This window comes from Tunturiibacter empetritectus (assembly GCF_014201375.1).
Taxonomy (GTDB): domain Bacteria; phylum Acidobacteriota; class Terriglobia; order Terriglobales; family Acidobacteriaceae; genus Edaphobacter; species Edaphobacter lichenicola_D.
On the sequence record NZ_JACHDZ010000004.1, the window covers coordinates 355,916 to 370,331 of the forward strand.

The 14,416-nt window shown below is 56.1% G+C and carries 19 protein-coding genes; 8 read left to right on the forward strand and 11 right to left on the reverse strand.

Translation table 11 applies throughout. The annotated features are described in order from the left end of the window. Position 1 precedes the first annotated feature (1 nt). Both HDF10_RS13560 and HDF10_RS13565 read right to left on the reverse strand, forming a co-directional pair. Positions 2-622 (reverse strand): hypothetical protein, encoded by a 621-nt coding sequence (locus HDF10_RS13560; RefSeq protein ID WP_183814268.1) that lies wholly within the window; start codon positions 620-622, stop codon positions 2-4. Positions 623-838: 216 nt separating this feature from the next. Continuing rightward, a complete protein-coding gene (locus tag HDF10_RS13565; RefSeq protein WP_183814270.1) occupies positions 839-1,312 on the reverse strand; it encodes a response regulator transcription factor in 474 nt (157 codons plus the stop codon). A 552-nt stretch (positions 1,313-1,864) separates the two neighbouring features. On the opposite strand from HDF10_RS13565, the gene HDF10_RS13570 reads away from it, so the two are divergent. The 5 genes from HDF10_RS13570 (at position 1,865) to HDF10_RS13590 (ending at position 5,301) form a co-directional block, all read left to right on the forward strand. Beyond that, positions 1,865-2,272, forward strand: coding sequence for a nuclear transport factor 2 family protein (locus HDF10_RS13570; RefSeq protein WP_183814272.1), 408 nt, complete (start codon positions 1,865-1,867; stop codon positions 2,270-2,272). Positions 2,273-2,530: 258 nt separating this feature from the next. Then, positions 2,531-3,796 (forward strand): serine hydroxymethyltransferase, encoded by a 1,266-nt coding sequence (locus HDF10_RS13575; RefSeq protein ID WP_183814274.1) that lies wholly within the window; start codon positions 2,531-2,533, stop codon positions 3,794-3,796. Between the two features lie 189 nt (positions 3,797-3,985). Further along, positions 3,986-4,474, forward strand: coding sequence for a DUF4126 family protein (locus tag HDF10_RS13580; protein ID WP_183814275.1), 489 nt, complete (start codon positions 3,986-3,988; stop codon positions 4,472-4,474). A 243-nt stretch (positions 4,475-4,717) separates the two neighbouring features. Further along, positions 4,718-4,927: a hypothetical protein gene (locus HDF10_RS13585; RefSeq protein WP_183765939.1), complete on the forward strand. Its 210-nt coding sequence runs from the start codon at positions 4,718-4,720 to the stop codon at positions 4,925-4,927. A 176-nt stretch (positions 4,928-5,103) separates the two neighbouring features. After that, positions 5,104-5,301 (forward strand): Thivi_2564 family membrane protein, encoded by a 198-nt coding sequence (locus HDF10_RS13590; protein ID WP_183814276.1) that lies wholly within the window; start codon positions 5,104-5,106, stop codon positions 5,299-5,301. A gap of 38 nt (positions 5,302-5,339) precedes the next feature. Here the strand turns inward: HDF10_RS13590 and HDF10_RS13595 are convergent, their stop codons facing one another. The 3 genes from HDF10_RS13595 to HDF10_RS13605 all read right to left on the reverse strand — a co-directional run bounded on the left by HDF10_RS13595 (position 5,340) and on the right by HDF10_RS13605 (position 7,316). Continuing rightward, positions 5,340-5,885 (reverse strand): AAA family ATPase, encoded by a 546-nt coding sequence (locus HDF10_RS13595; protein ID WP_183814277.1) that lies wholly within the window; start codon positions 5,883-5,885, stop codon positions 5,340-5,342. Positions 5,886-5,940: 55 nt separating this feature from the next. Then, entirely contained in the window at positions 5,941-6,387 is a 447-nt protein-coding gene (locus tag HDF10_RS13600) for a thioredoxin family protein (protein WP_183814278.1), read from the reverse strand. Between the two features lie 158 nt (positions 6,388-6,545). Next, complete coding sequence (locus HDF10_RS13605; protein ID WP_183814279.1) at positions 6,546-7,316, reverse strand: hypothetical protein; 771 nt, start codon at positions 7,314-7,316, stop codon at positions 6,546-6,548. A gap of 19 nt (positions 7,317-7,335) precedes the next feature. Here HDF10_RS13605 and HDF10_RS13610 point away from each other — a divergent pair, with 19 nt between their 5' ends. From HDF10_RS13610 to HDF10_RS13620, 3 genes are all read left to right on the forward strand, one after another. Then, complete coding sequence (locus HDF10_RS13610) at positions 7,336-7,653, forward strand: hypothetical protein (protein WP_183814281.1); 318 nt, start codon at positions 7,336-7,338, stop codon at positions 7,651-7,653. A 124-nt stretch (positions 7,654-7,777) separates the two neighbouring features. Then, positions 7,778-9,565, forward strand: a complete 1,788-nt coding sequence (locus HDF10_RS13615; RefSeq protein WP_183814283.1) for a M20/M25/M40 family metallo-hydrolase — start codon at positions 7,778-7,780, stop codon at positions 9,563-9,565. 88 nt (positions 9,566-9,653) lie between these two features. Then, positions 9,654-10,055, forward strand: coding sequence for a DUF302 domain-containing protein (locus tag HDF10_RS13620; RefSeq protein WP_183814285.1), 402 nt, complete (start codon positions 9,654-9,656; stop codon positions 10,053-10,055). A gap of 9 nt (positions 10,056-10,064) precedes the next feature. Here the strand turns inward: HDF10_RS13620 and HDF10_RS13625 are convergent, their stop codons facing one another. From HDF10_RS13625 to HDF10_RS13650, 6 genes are all read right to left on the reverse strand, one after another. Further along, entirely contained in the window at positions 10,065-10,637 is a 573-nt protein-coding gene (locus HDF10_RS13625) for a DNA-3-methyladenine glycosylase I (RefSeq protein ID WP_183814287.1), read from the reverse strand. A gap of 59 nt (positions 10,638-10,696) precedes the next feature. Further along, positions 10,697-11,554 carry a class I SAM-dependent methyltransferase gene (locus HDF10_RS13630; protein WP_183814289.1) on the reverse strand — a complete coding sequence of 286 codons (858 nt, stop codon included), beginning with the start codon at positions 11,552-11,554 and terminating at the stop codon, positions 10,697-10,699. A gap of 18 nt (positions 11,555-11,572) precedes the next feature. Continuing rightward, positions 11,573-12,412: an acetyl-CoA carboxylase, carboxyltransferase subunit beta gene (gene accD, locus HDF10_RS13635; protein ID WP_183814291.1), complete on the reverse strand. Its 840-nt coding sequence runs from the start codon at positions 12,410-12,412 to the stop codon at positions 11,573-11,575. Between the two features lie 83 nt (positions 12,413-12,495). Beyond that, complete coding sequence (locus HDF10_RS13640) at positions 12,496-12,882, reverse strand: hypothetical protein (protein ID WP_183814293.1); 387 nt, start codon at positions 12,880-12,882, stop codon at positions 12,496-12,498. 149 nt (positions 12,883-13,031) lie between these two features. Next, a complete protein-coding gene (locus HDF10_RS13645) occupies positions 13,032-13,808 on the reverse strand; it encodes a hypothetical protein (RefSeq protein WP_183814295.1) in 777 nt (258 codons plus the stop codon). Positions 13,809-13,838: 30 nt separating this feature from the next. Further along, positions 13,839-14,006 (reverse strand): hypothetical protein, encoded by a 168-nt coding sequence (locus HDF10_RS13650; RefSeq protein WP_183814297.1) that lies wholly within the window; start codon positions 14,004-14,006, stop codon positions 13,839-13,841. Positions 14,007-14,416 lie beyond the last annotated feature (410 nt).

Below are 14,416 nucleotides of genomic sequence, written 5' to 3' on the forward strand. Positions count from 1 at the left end.
CTTATGCAATAGAAACCGCCGCGCAGAAGAGCATGTTTCCTCCCCTCTCGACGGGTGTAATGTCTGCACCTTGAAGCAAATGTGACTGAGGAAATAATGGAAATGGGTCGGCGACTCTGATTGCTGGAATTACTGCATCTGGCCACAGCGGATTGTCTACGTACTCAGCTCGGTACAGAACCATGGCATGCTGAACAGTAGCTATGAACAAAGGGCAACCGGTTGCCAATTCGTTAATTATGTCTCTATTAGTCAGGGTATGTACGTGCCGGTAATGATCGATCGCAGAAGTAATATGGGAAGTAAAACTCACTCCATTGTCGTCCACCCAAGTCATATTTAGTGCTGCAACGACGGCGCTGACGGTCGGATCGCCTTTACACTCAGTATTCCCGTGCATCGCAAGAACGATTTTCATCTGATCCAACGGATGACCATAGAAGTTGAAAAAAGTCGAAAGGCAAGCGGCCCAGCAGAATAAGTCGCACTTCTGAAGCTGAAGCGAATTCAGTACCTCCTGTTCATTTACACCGACAATTGTTTGGGCTAGGGCTTGCTTCGTTCCGAAACTCAGGCCTATCGCGATTGCTGCACTAGATGAAATGAAATCTCGTCTGTTCATCGCACATACTTCCTCCAATTTATAGGTCGCGGGGAGCCTCGAAAGTATGCCACCCACTATGGAGTGCGGCAAGCGCATTGTTTTGCGATGCTCGAGCACCGTATCGATTTCGGACCGTGATACCGCACCCTAAAGGTTGCTTCTCCAAGGATCAAGATGTTGTGCACGAGGGTTTCGGTTGGCGAATAATCGCCACCAAGTCACTCGTCGGATCTCTTAGGGGAGCAGGCCCAGTTGTTTACCCAGCTGCACGGCCTGGGTGCGGCGGCGTGCGCCCAGCTTGTCGAAGGCCCGGCTGCAGTGGGTTTTGACGGTGTTCTCGCTGACGAAGAGGCGGTCGGCGATCTCGCGGTTGCTGAGCCCCTCAGCGATGAGGCTCAGAATTTCGAGCTCGCGGGGGGTGATGCCGAGGGCGTCGAGCTGGGGCTGGTTCGCCGTGAAGGGGTCTAGCGCGGCAGGCGCGGCAGTGGGGACGAGGACTTCGCGGAGGATGATCTTTTCGCGAGGTTTGGTGAGCTTGATGCCCAGCCAGATGCCGAAGGCAGAGAAGAGGACGGCCACGATGGCGCCATAGATCTCAAAGGAGTGCTCGATGACCAGGAACTGGTACTCCGACCAGCGGAGGACAGCGATGAGGACGCCGCCGACGAGGCCGAGAAGTAGGACGTGGCTGAGAACGGTGCGCTTCATCTCTGTTGGGTGGATTTTACTGCGGTGGCCGATTCCAGGCCTAATCCTGAACTCTGCCATCACAAAGACCCAGGCACGCGCCACTTACCAATAACAAAGCCTCGGACTCACAACTTCACAACGCGCAGAGAAAAGCCACGAACCAGAGACTTCTCAACGTCTCAAATTCGTGGCCTTCTAATCTTTTCTTTGATTGAACGAAGCTGCTTATCGATCACTATGGAGGGAGGAATCGAAATCCTCTCGCGGCGTCCTGCTCCATTTGGCGACAAGAAGCGGAAGAATCACCATCATCGAAAACGCAATTCCAATATAGAAAGTCTGCATAAGGTGATCCTCTCCAAAGCTGCTTGCTGTAAGTAAGAACGCCAACCGCAGACGAATGGATGCCCCCGGCAAAACCTTATTCGTTCGAATTCAAATGAACGGCCGAAACATCCCGAAATATTACGTTTTCAGAGGCAACCAAGCTGCAACGACTCAACACGATTAGAAACAACTTTGGCGAACAGCCTCGTAAACTGCTCGTACCTACCGCTCAGGAGGCCCTCGATGTCCATAGCAACCAATCCCGCATCCGCAACGGAGATGTTTGAAAAGTTCGTTGCTGCGATCAACAGCCACGACGTTGAAGCTCTGATCCGGCTCATGACAACCGATCATCTCTTCGTAGATTCGTTGGGTAACCGTGTACAAGGAGCCGCTTCCATGAAGATCGGCTGGCACGCATACTTTGCCATGTGCCCGGACTACGCCATCGCAGTCAGAAAAACGCTCGCGGAGTTCGACACTGTCATGGCGACAGGCGAAGCCGGCGGCACGATCGACAACATCGCCTGGCAAACACCCGCAGCCTGGCTGGCAACTATCAGCAAAGGGCAGGTAGCCGAGTGGCGCGTCTTCGCCGACAACAAGCCGGTCTATGACATTCTGGCGCTCAGACCGCGCAAGCAGTCCTAGGATGAGAACCAAGGAGCAGAACAAAGAAGCAGAACAAAAATAAAGTTGAAATTCGTTGCGCATTTTTAGCCCTCGAAAAGTGCATTGTCTTGCACCCACGTCAGCCACGCAATCCACCACATTCTCACCATCGAAACACCACACCGAAACACCCTCTTTTCCCAAAACACCCGTCAAAAACCACAGCAAAACCACAAATCGCCACCCCACCATCCCCCAGAAAAAAAAGCCCGGAAAACCGTGACATAAAATAACGCCATGCCCATCGACCGTAACGCCCCGCTGGCCGCCGCCGACCCCGAAATCGCCGTTCAAATTGAAAACGAAGTAAAGCGCCAGCACGAAGGCCTCGAGATGATCGCCTCAGAAAACTTCGTAAGCCGCGCGGTTTTAGAGGCCGCGGGCACCGTTTTCACCAACAAATACGCAGAAGGCTACCCCGGCAAGCGCTACTACGGCGGCTGCGAGTACGCCGACGTCGTCGAAAATATAGCCCGCGACCGCGCCAAACAACTCTTCGGCGCCGATCACGTCAACGTCCAGCCCCACTCAGGCTCGCAGGCCAACGCCGCCGCCTACATGACCATCCTCAACCCCGGCGACTGCCTCCTCGGCCTCGATCTGGCCCATGGAGGCCACCTCACCCACGGCCACAAGCTCAACTTCTCCGGAAAACTCTACAGAATCGTCGGCTACCAGGTCCGCAAAGACACCGAAACCGTTGACTATGATGAACTTGAAGCCACTGCACTCCGCGAAAAACCCAAGGTAATCGTAGGGGGAGGCAGCGCCTACCCGCGCCAGTTCGACTTCCCCCGCATGCGCGCCATTGCCGACAAAGTAGGCGCCCACTTCATGGTCGACATGGCCCACTTCGCCGGCCTCGTAGCTGGAGGAGCCCATCCATCGCCCGTTCCCCACGCCCACATCGTCACCACCACCACTCACAAAACCCTGCGTGGACCGCGCGCCGGCATGATCCTCTGCAATCAGGAGTTTGCTGCAGGCGTAGACCGCAGTGTCTTTCCTGGCCAACAGGGTGGCCCACTCATTCACATCGTCGCGGCCAAAGCAGTAGCCTTCAAAGAGGCTCTGGCGCCGGAGTTCGCGACCTATGCGAATCAGGTAGTTACCAACGCCAAAGTCCTCGCCGAAGCCATCGCCACCGAGGGCTATCGCATCATCTCCGGTGGCACCGACACGCATGTCATCCTCATCGACGTATTCCAGAAAGGAATACTCGGCTCAGAAGCAGAACATGCTCTGGGAGAGGCTGGGATCACAGTCAACAAGAATGCAATCCCCTATGACACGAACCCGCCGATGAAGCCCAGCGGAATCCGAATCGGCACGCCAGCCTTGACGACAAGAGGCATGAAGGAGCCCGAGATGCGCGTCATTGCCGGCTGGATCGCGCAGGCTCTCGAACACCGGACCGATTCTACCAAGTTGCAGCAGATCCGCAACCAAGTGCTCGAAATGGCGGAGAATTTCCCCCTGTACAAATGGCTGCGAGAAACATAACCTTCTCGAAATCAAAGTGTTTCAGCTAAATAGACATCGTAGGTGCGGTATACGGCGTGGCAACTTCGGTCCACCGCTGCAGCCGATAACGAATCTGCGAGTATAGTTTTCGATTGAAAGGCTGACATAGGCCGATGGCAGTGAACCAGGAGCGCTGTCTTTTCGAACCTTCGAAGGAAAGGGGACTTTATGGCGATGCAAATGTTGACCTGGTTGATCGCCATCCCCCTGCTAGGCCTCGTCACCGGCCTTCGGACGATGACCGCTATGGCCGTTCTTTGCTGGTTCGCCTACGCGGGCCATCTACCAGTAGACGATAGCTGGGCGTCCTGGAGCGGTAAACTCGTAACCGCAATCGTCTTTACCGTGCTGGCATTAGGCGAGCTCGTTGGGGACAAGCTACCCAAGACGCCCAATCGAACGGCACCGTTTCCATTGATTGCGAGGCTTGTCTTTGCCGGTCTTGTTGGAGCGGTCGTGGCCGCAGGACTCAACGGATCCGGAGTCGAGGGCGTCATCCTCTGCGTGCTGGGATCCTTGATCGGTGCCTTCGCCGGCATCCTGATTCGCCGAGAGATCGTATTGCGGTTAGGGTGCAAAGACTGGCCGGTGGCGCTCGTCGAGGATCTGAGCGCGGTCCTGGGCGCGGTCCTCGCGATGGGGATTGTGACCGGATAACGCGTTTTGCCGCAACTACATGCTCAACTTCTCTCCCGTCTTGCAAAGTTGCAAGACGTTGCAGCTCCCCCGATACGTCAAAAAATATGGCAAAACTCAATCGTGTCAGAGTAGTATGTGCCATACGAATGCGCGGGATAGCTGAAAGCGAATCCCCGCATGGGCCTAGGACGAGTGCCGAAGCAAAGGAATCTGTTCCTGCTGAAAGATCAACTGCTGGGGCCTCTACTGGGAGGTAGAGACATGACAAGAAGCATAACGCGGATTGTGCTGACGATTTTGATGTACGCGGGAGTTGTAGTCTTCCTGTTTCCATACTTCACGGGAAGAATTACAACCGGCATTCTCTTCATGATCATTGGCGCTGGCGCAACCGTGCTCTTCGGAATACTCCGCTGCTACCTCACCGAAGGCGACTGCGGCCGTATCCCCCATCACAGTCGCGATTGGTAGATCACCGTCCGGACCACCACCGAATGTCCATCGCCCCAGATCAGCCTGTAATCGCGCCAAGTTTCTGACGTTGCAAAAGCAGAAAGTTTTGTGATCATTTTGTGATCATCTCCTCTTCAAAACAGAGCACTTCCGCATCACAGTATTCAGCTCTTTAAGAAGAGGAAGAAATATCTATGCTCACTCCAGCGCTTATCAGCGTCATCGTCACTTTGATTGTGGTCGGATTGCTGCTTTATTTGATCGGCTTGATCCCGATGGACGGCACCATAAAACAAATCATTCGTGTAGTGGTCATCATTGCGGTGATCATTTGGCTCCTGCAAACATTCAATCTGCTTGGTCCTCTGGGCTTCCACCACGCGCTACGTTAGGTCGACTTCGCCGCAGAATCATATCTCACACAACGCGGTCAGGTCAGCGATAGATCAAGCGCCAGCACTTCAGCGATCTTCGCTGCTGCCTGCGTGGGCGTACATAGACTGGTGTCGATCGAGAGCCGTGGCTTCGGCAGAAATGATCCCTCGAATCCTCCCGCCGTATGAATCTGATCGAACAGCGTCTCTGAAGTCAATTTGCGATATTGAAGTCGCGATGGACTATTCAGTCGCCGCTTTAACTCGCTTAGCGGACAGACGAGTTCGACAAACTCCACCTCATCGCCTCTCTGAGCAGTGGTGTTCAGCGTGTTCGGAAGAAAGCAGGGCCGCACCGTCGGTTCGGGTGCGAAGGTAAAGATGAGGGCCGGCAATTGGCTAAGACTGGCCTGATCGAATACCGAAAGCCAGATCTCTTCCCGCAGTGCGACGAAGCCTGGCGAACCGAATTCGAAGACCGACAGAAGCAGATCGACCGTGAGATGGTTGTGGAAGAGTTTGTAGCCGGTCATCGCTGCCAACTCCTGCGCGACGCTCAACTTTCCGGTAGCGGGCAGACCATAGAGAAAGATCAGCTTCATCGATTTGTATCCTTCACACGCAACTACTCCGCGCCAAGTATACGAGTCCCATCCCTCAGGCCGTTCGAGACGGCGCAACTGATCGCAGCCATCCCTCCATCACATCGTGTCCAACGACGCCAGCCTGCTGTTTCACAAGCTTGCCAGCCGAAAAGATGGCGAAGTTGGGGATACCGCGCACCTGGTACCGAGCGGCGAGCTGCTGGTGTTTGTCTATATCGACTTTCAACACGAGGGCGTCTCCCGCCATATCCCTTGCCGTGCGCGCAACCTCTGGAGCGGCAGCATGACAAGGTCCACACCACTCCGCCCAGAAGTCAACGAGAACGGGCACACGAGAGTTTTGCACGATCTCATCGAAGAGCGCCGCATCGACTTGCAAAGGCTCGTCGAGCGGCGGCAGCGGAGTCTTACACGCGCCGCAACGGCCTGTGTCGGAAAGGTGATTTGCAGCAATGCGATTCTTCTGGCCACACTGTTTGCAGCTTCGAATTGCAGGCATTAACGTCTCCCATTCCACTGAAATTAGATATTTCTTTGCCGATTTGGTCTCACCTGCGAGTTGTTCGTAAGCAGTGTTCCAGCGTTCCTCTCGGCTTGACAACGTGCGGCTAAATCGAGATCGAACGAGATTTCCGCGCGAATATCACGGCCGACAGCTCAGGCGCGCCGACGATATCGGATGGAAAATTCGTAGGTCGGGTTCGGTGGAAAGAGCCGCGCTACCAGGCGAAGGCGATCCGCAAGGGCCAACGGAGCGAGCAGTGGATACTCACGCTCCCGAAGTTCAGAGTAATCAAAGTCCACCGAGAGCGAAAGCTGGTAGATAGCAACTGCGTCCGAGAAAGCAGATTCAAGGAAAGCCGTTTTGGCCTTCTCGTCGATCACCGGTTTGCCGTCAATCTTTTCCGCCTTCCCGCCAAGCGCGAGACCGCGGCTCTCCCAGGCATCCTGGCTGGTCTCACCGCGAACATCAGCCAGAGCCTGTTCCCAGACGAGCTGGTCAAAGGCCTGTGGAACACCCACCGCATCGACGAAGGCGTGGCCAACATTGATGAAGAACTCGAACGCCAGCGCAAATCGGTCCCCCAGCAGACGAGTAGAGATGAACACGCCTTCCGTGCCATCGTGAGTCACGTTGCGATGACAGATCGCTTGGTCGCCAAGTTCAGGCGTGTAGGCCGGCGCAACCATCGTAGCTTCGCTGCCCCGAGCCTCGCTCAAAGCAAGCGGCACAAAGTAGTAAGTCTTGCGCGAGATTGCACCGGAGATGGTGATCGGCACAGCCTGGACCATGCGCTCGAGGTCACTTGCCTCAAGGTTGTTATCACCAAACGCCGCATAACGAATGCCGTTTGGCGCCTGCCGCACCACCGCCTCGCGGATCACCTGTGCTGCCTGTACCAACTCGCTCTGAACACCTTCTGCCATAAAGCAGTATTCTACTGGTATGGCGCAAGCATCGCAGAACGGAAGTTCAGCCTCGCCTCGAACCTTTGGCGCTGGCTATTTCTTTGGTGTACCTCTGGGGGACCTGGGCTGGTTTACCAGCCTCCTGATGAGCTTTGCGCTGGGGTTTGCGGCCTTCTTCGCGGCGACCTTCTGCGCAATCCTCACAGTTCTCTTCTACAACACGGCAACCCACCATGCGGTCGATTTCTCGCTGACCTACACGCGGGTCGGATTGCCGGTGGGCATCCTGGTGCTCCTAGTGGCGCTGTCTTACCTGGGCACCTTGTGGATACGCAGGCAGCTTCGCAAAAGCTAATAGCCAGTCTGATAGCTTTCGCTCGGTTCTCCAAATAAGTCTGAGAAGGGATTCGCTCGATACGGTCTATCGGTGATATCTGCTATTCTTCGCTCTCAGAACACTTCCTGGAGGACCACCAAGTATGTCATTCGTTCGTGCCTTTGCGCGTTGGGGCTGCTGTACGGCTGCAATCGCAAGCTTCGCCGTTCCTTCCGTCGCCGCAGACAAGAAAGCAAAAGATGCCGCGGTCGAAACCCCCTCCTACTACGGACCGCAGCCCGCGACCGAGAACATCGATCTGACGATGTATGCGCGCATCCGCGAAGAGGGTTTCAAGCACTCCCACGTCATGGAATTCGGTGGGGCGTTGGCTGATGGGATCGGACCCCGGCTAACCGGATCACCGAATATGGCGAAGGCCAACGCCTGGACGCGCGAAACGCTGACGAAGATAGGCCTCGAAAACGCGCACCTCGAAGATTGGGGCGAGTTCGGCATGGGCTGGCAGCAGATCAACACCTGGGTGCGAATGGTGTCGCCCGATCCAGAACCCCTCTGGGCACAGGCTGCCCCGTGGTCCCCTGCAACCAACGGTACGCTCACCGGCGAAGTCGTCTACATGAACGTGCAGGAGATGAGCGACCTCGAAAAATACAAAGGGACGCTCAAGGGCAAGATCGTTCTCCTCGGCGCAATGCGTCCCACCCCCGACATCACCGAGCCGCTATTCCGCCGATACACCGACGCAGAACTCAAAGAGATGGAAACCTATGAGTCGCGTGGCGGACGCTTCACTCCAGGTTCTCCGGAGTTTGCTAAGTTCCTCGCCGACCGAATGAAAATCGCCGAGATTCGCAAAGCCGCTCTCAAGATGATGGCGGAGGAAGGCTCGCTTGCCGTGCTGACACCGAGCCGCGATGGCGGAGACGGAGGTGGAACAGGCATCATCTTCGACGACAACGGTGCGAACCTCGCCCGCGACGCACAGAAAAAAGAAAACGCAGTCACCATCCCCAACGCAGTGATGATGATCGAGCACTACAACCGCCTCGGACGCATGGTGGAAAACCACGTCCCGGTAACGCTCGAGCTCAACATCGAAACGAAGTTCACCGGAGACCACGAGCATGGCTTCGACACGGTCGCAGAAATCCCCGGAACCGATCCCAAGTTGAAGGATCAGGTCGTCATGGTAGGCGGCCATCTCGACAGCTGGATCTCCGGTACCGGCGCGACCGACAACGGCGCAGGTTCGATCGTCGCAATGGAAGCCGTTCGAATCCTGAAGTCGCTCGGCATCAAGCCCAAACGCACCATCCGGATCGCGCTCTGGTCTGGTGAAGAGCAGGGTCTCTTCGGGTCACAGGGATACGTCAAGCAGCACTTCGGTACCTTCGCAGAGCCAAAGGTTCCCGAGCCTGCAAGCGTGCCCTCCTTCCTGCGTCAGCATGGCGCTTTGTCCACGACCAAGGAGTGGGAGACCCTCGACGCCTACTACAATCTGGACAACGGCACCGGCAAGGTACGCGGTGTCTACACGCAGGAGAACTGGGCGATTGCTCCGATCTTCAAACAGTGGATCGCGCCCCTCGCCGACCTCGGCGTAACGACGATCTCCAACCGCAACACCGGCGGCACCGATCACTTATCGTTCGATGCGGTTGGTCTCTCCGGCTTCCAGTACATTCAGGATCCGATGGACTACGAGACGCGAACCCATCACTCCGACATGGACACCTACGACCGTCTGCACGCGCTCGATCTCGAGCAGGCAGCGGTAGTCGAGGCGATCTTCCTCTACAACACCAGCGAGCGCGAGGCCATGATGCCGCGCAAGCCCTTCCCGCATCCAGAGTTGGAGAAGCAAAGGACTGCGCCAATTCCAGAAATCTATCCGAACGCAGTTCCTCCCGCCAACGCAGCGAAATAAAAACACAAACAACTATCATCCAGCTCACAGATACCCCCTTCCGAGGGGGTTATCTTCGTTAAGTGGCCAACCTAAATTCGGAGGTTTGATGATGACTGATCAGAAGACGAGCGAAGGAATAAAAACCTGCACCAGCCGATACTCCGTCGACGAGACTGTCTCCCGGCTCGAAGCTCTTCTCAAGGAAAAGGGAGTCAAGCTATTCGCAATTGTGGATCACTCCGGCGAGGCGGCCACAGCGGGCTTCGAGATGCATCCGACAAAGTTATTGATCTTCGGCAGCCCGAAGGCCGGCACTCCCATCATGCTCGCCGCACCATCGGCAGCGCTCGATCTTCCACTAAAGATCCTTGTTGCCGAAGGAGCCGACGGCAAGGTACTGCTCTCCTGGAACGATCCAGCATGGCTGGAACAACGCCACGGCTTCCCCGCGGAGCTAACCGCCAACCTCGCCGCAGCAGGGATGCTCGCCACCAAAGCAACGCAGTAGCCGAACTCATTACCCACAGACGGCCTTACGCCGAAAGCAGTCCGGGCTATGGTCGTTCATGATCCCAACAGCCTGCATCCACGCATACACAATGACAGGGCCTACAAACTTGAAGCCACGTTTCTTCAGAGCAGCAGAGATCTCCTCAGACAGTGGAGTCTTTGCGGGAACCGGCCCCGTATTTTGGATAGGCTTATTGCCAGCCATCTTCCAAACGTAAGTTGAGAAGTCCTCTCCCGCGTCGGCCATAGCCACATAAATCCGTGCGCCGTTGATGGTTGCTTCAATCTTGGCACGTGAGCGAATAATGCCCTCGTTCTGCAGCAGGCGCTCGACATCGGCTTCACCCATACGAGCAACCTTCTTCGGATCGAAGTTCCGAAATGCCCTACGAAAAGCCTCGCGCTTACGTAGGATGGTGAGCCACGATAACCCTGCCTGAAAGCCATCGAGCATCAAAGCCTCCCACAGCACACGGCTATCGCGCTCCGGGACGCCCCATTCCTGATCGTGATACGCGCGCATCAGTGGATCGTTGTCTGCCCATGCGCACCGGTGAACAGCATTCTTCGTCTTGGTCATTCGGCAGCCATCTCCTGATAGTCACTCAATCCTACGATGGACGGCGTCGCCGTTGGGCCTCAAAGCCACGCACTGAGCAATCGCCCCGCGCTCCCAAGCACCTTCAGCGAGTCGGTTCGGCCTGTGAAGTAGCGTGCGTTGATCTCAGCAGACCCAAGATCTTCAAGACTACGGAACGCGCTGAGTTCAGCAGCGATATCAGGCGGAGTGAAGAAGAGCTTGAACGGCTCTCCGGCCTGTTGAACCCGTGAAGCGAGAGAGTCGTGGGCCAGTTGCTCGAAGAATGGAAGCGCGGATCGCGGTTGGCCGTAGTCGAGAACGAGCGCACTGCCAGCAGCCTGTGACGCCAGAAACCTGGTGGTAGCACGGAAGGCCGCAAGCGTAAGGTACGGGACCACGCCGAGCCATGCGAACACAGCCGGTGCCCTAGTGTTGAATCCGCTAGCCTGTAGCTGATCAAGGAGAGACTGCTCTTCGAAGTTCACTGGCACATAAGTAAGGTTTCCCGGCGCAGAGAGCGCAGTGTCTTCAAGAAGCTCTCGCTTCCACTGCTGCGTAGCTGGATGGTCCACTTCGAAGACGCGAAGCTGGGGATAAGGATTTCGATGAGCAAAAGTATCGAGCCCCGCCCCAAGCAAAACATACTGGCTGACGCCCTGCGAAACAGCCCGAGCAAGAGTGTCTTCGGCGTAGCGACTACGTGCAACCAGGAAAGCCCGTAAACCAACAGAGAACGGCCGATCCTTTCGATCCGGATTGCGAGTCGGCGTCCGGCGCAACTCCTCCGCGTAGGAGCCGCCGAGAATGGGGACCGCAACAGGGTCCTCAAAGACGAGGGGCTTCGCATCGTAGAGTTGGTGCGCCGCGCGCCGCAAGGCTACGCGAAGGGCAGTGCGTGATGGACTCGCCGATTGCATGCGATTCGCTTACCGCGCCTAGGCGCCCATCCAGCTCAAGGTCTGCGAGAGATAATCTTTCATCTCCTTGCGCGGGACAATCGCATCAAGGAACCCATGCTCCAGCAGAAACTCGGAGCGCTGGAAGCCCTCCGGAAGCTTCTGCCGAATCGTCTGCTCGATCACGCGAGGCCCCGCAAAGCCGATCAATGCCCCCGGCTCTGCGATATTCAGATCGCCGAGCATCGCAAAACTTGCGGTGACGCCCCCTGTAGTTGGATCAGTCATCACCGAGATATAAGGAATCTTCGCATCATCCATGCGCGCCAACCCCGCCGAGATCTTCGCCAGTTGCATCAGCGAAGCAATGCCCTCCATCATGCGCGCACCGCCAGAGGCCGCAACGATGATCAGCGGATGTCGTGTCGCCAGCGAACGATCGACCGCCCTCGCAATCGTCTCGCCGACAACCGCTCCCATGCTCCCGCCAATAAAGGCGTACTCCATCACGCTCATGACAACGCTGTGTGGCCCAAGCTGTCCAATGGCATTGACGATCGCATCGTTCAACCCGGTCTTCGTCTGCGCCTCCGCCAGACGCCGCTTGTAGGGCTTCAGATCGGTAAAGTTCAAAGGATCGGTCGAGCGAAGTTCCAGGTCGACAAGCTCATACCCCGGCTCCAGCAGATTCTCAATGCGCGTACGAGCGTCAATACGAAAGTGATGACCGCAGTGCCAGCAGACGCGCTGGTTGGCTTCAAGCTCAGCCTTGAATAGAATCTTGCCGCAATCGGGGCAGCGGATCCACAGTCCCTCGGTCCGAACCGTCTTCTCCGAGTCGTTGACGATCTCGTTATCTTCGCGCTTGAACCAACTCATCCTTGCATGCCCTTTCCACCGCCGCCCTGTTCATTGTAACGACTGAACAGTTTGCACGGTGCGTTGGTGGTTGAGCTGGAAATTTAGAGCGCTTCGGCGAGGCGAGAGTAGAGACCAGCATGATTGGTCTCATACAGAACCAACAGCCTCTGCCGCATCAGGTAGTACGAAGAGGCCACTTCGTGCAGATAGAAGGGAATCCGCATCTGTTGCCGTCCGAAGAAGGTCGCAATCATAATTTGTGTGACTGCACGACGCAGCTGCAAGCCATCGCGGCGCATGCGCTCGGCGATGATGATGCCTTCGTCGAAGTTCCACCGTTCAACGTACGAGGCGAGCGCGACCAGGATACGGGCGTTTTCTCGCATACGCTGAACCCCTTCAAGGCCACCCATCAAACTCCACATCTCTGCCGGCTCCAGGTTGAGAGCATCCTTCTGTGGCACAAGATGATTCAGTGCCACGGTCATTACACCTTTAGACTCAATCGGATGAAGCTTGGCCACAAGCTCATCCCATGTGCAGCGAGCCAGGCGTCTTGCCGTCAAATAGGAATGGAGAAGGGCACAACCCAACAGAATAGTAACCAGCGCGGTAATGACTATGGGTGCCATATGGGTTACGTGTGGTCGCGCGTCCGAGTGACCTGCTGAAGATCGTACTGCACTCGACTGTGAAGAGCAACGAGATAATCTTTCATTTCGTTCGAAAGAGGCGCACGGACACGTTCCGGCCTCCAGAAGGCCACCGCCCAGTACAACAAGACGGCAATATAGAGGAAAGAGGGGAAAAGCTGGACCACTCGATATTGTTGCGTCCATCCCAGAAAGAGACTGGCCAGGTCGCTGACAGCGGAGCCGAAAGCCCAAAGCGTCAATCCCTGGGCGAGGGCCATGACGTGGTTACGCCATTCCAGACCTAACCTATTGGAAGCAAAGAGCATAGCGAGAAAGAGTCCACAATCGAGCAACGCAGTGAACAAGTCTCCCCGAATCTCCCAGATCCCGGCAGTCGAACCCGGCGGGGTCTTTATTGCAAGGCAAAGTCCAGCGGCAACGGCTGTGCCAGTCACCCCGACGAGCACAAACGAAGAGCGTGCGTCCCGAATCCACGTTCCCGTCGGGCGCAAAACCACCCGAGCGATCTCGAAGATCAGACCAAGCTGAAAAAGAAAGTCCCCGCCAGCCAAAATCCAGTAGGTAGTTCTATAGACCTTCGGCGTGCTGTAACGAGAGATTAGAAAAAGTCCAATCGAAACTAGAATGGAATATGTAACAAAGCCAGTGAAAACGGGGAACTGCCGCCACCGTTGGCGAAGCAACAGTACGAGCAGCAGGGCGGCGAAACCGACAAAGTTCGCCGCCCACAGGATGTTATCCAGAGCCGGAAAGTTCATTCCTGCCTCGCAGGCGTATTCGGAACGATCTTACAACCCTAAGACGGAGATGACGATACTCGCGTAGTCGCCTAGAGAAAGTGCAACAGAAGCGACCAGCGGATGGGGATTTCCGCCCGACATGTTTGCAAACATCGGAGCAGCGGTGGAGAAGAGGACAGCGACGGTGAGCGCGAGATTGCGGATTGACTTATTCATGGGGAAGGCTCCTTGTGCGCAAATGTGCGCTTGCATCAGCCTAGGCCATGGATGCTTTCTAATTAAGAAAAAACATGCGCTAAACCTACACAAAAGAACCATCTATTGTGGGATGGACGATAAGATCGTTCTCGATTACGACTATCGCTGACCTGAACGAACGACTATCCGAGAGTCTTTTGTGGAGACTCTCGACCACGCCCCAAGAGCAGTGCCCTTGACGATTTCGAAGCACCAGCCTTCCCCTTTCGGTCCAAGTGAAGCAAAGGCAACAGATGGCGGAGGCCTGCCTCTGTCGCGCACCGTCGCACGTGGCCCATGTATCGTGTGTCAGGGGCCGCGGAGGGTCAATTGCCGTACATCTATATCGACAGGATCTTCCATGAACTAAGGTCTGAGCTCTTATCGGC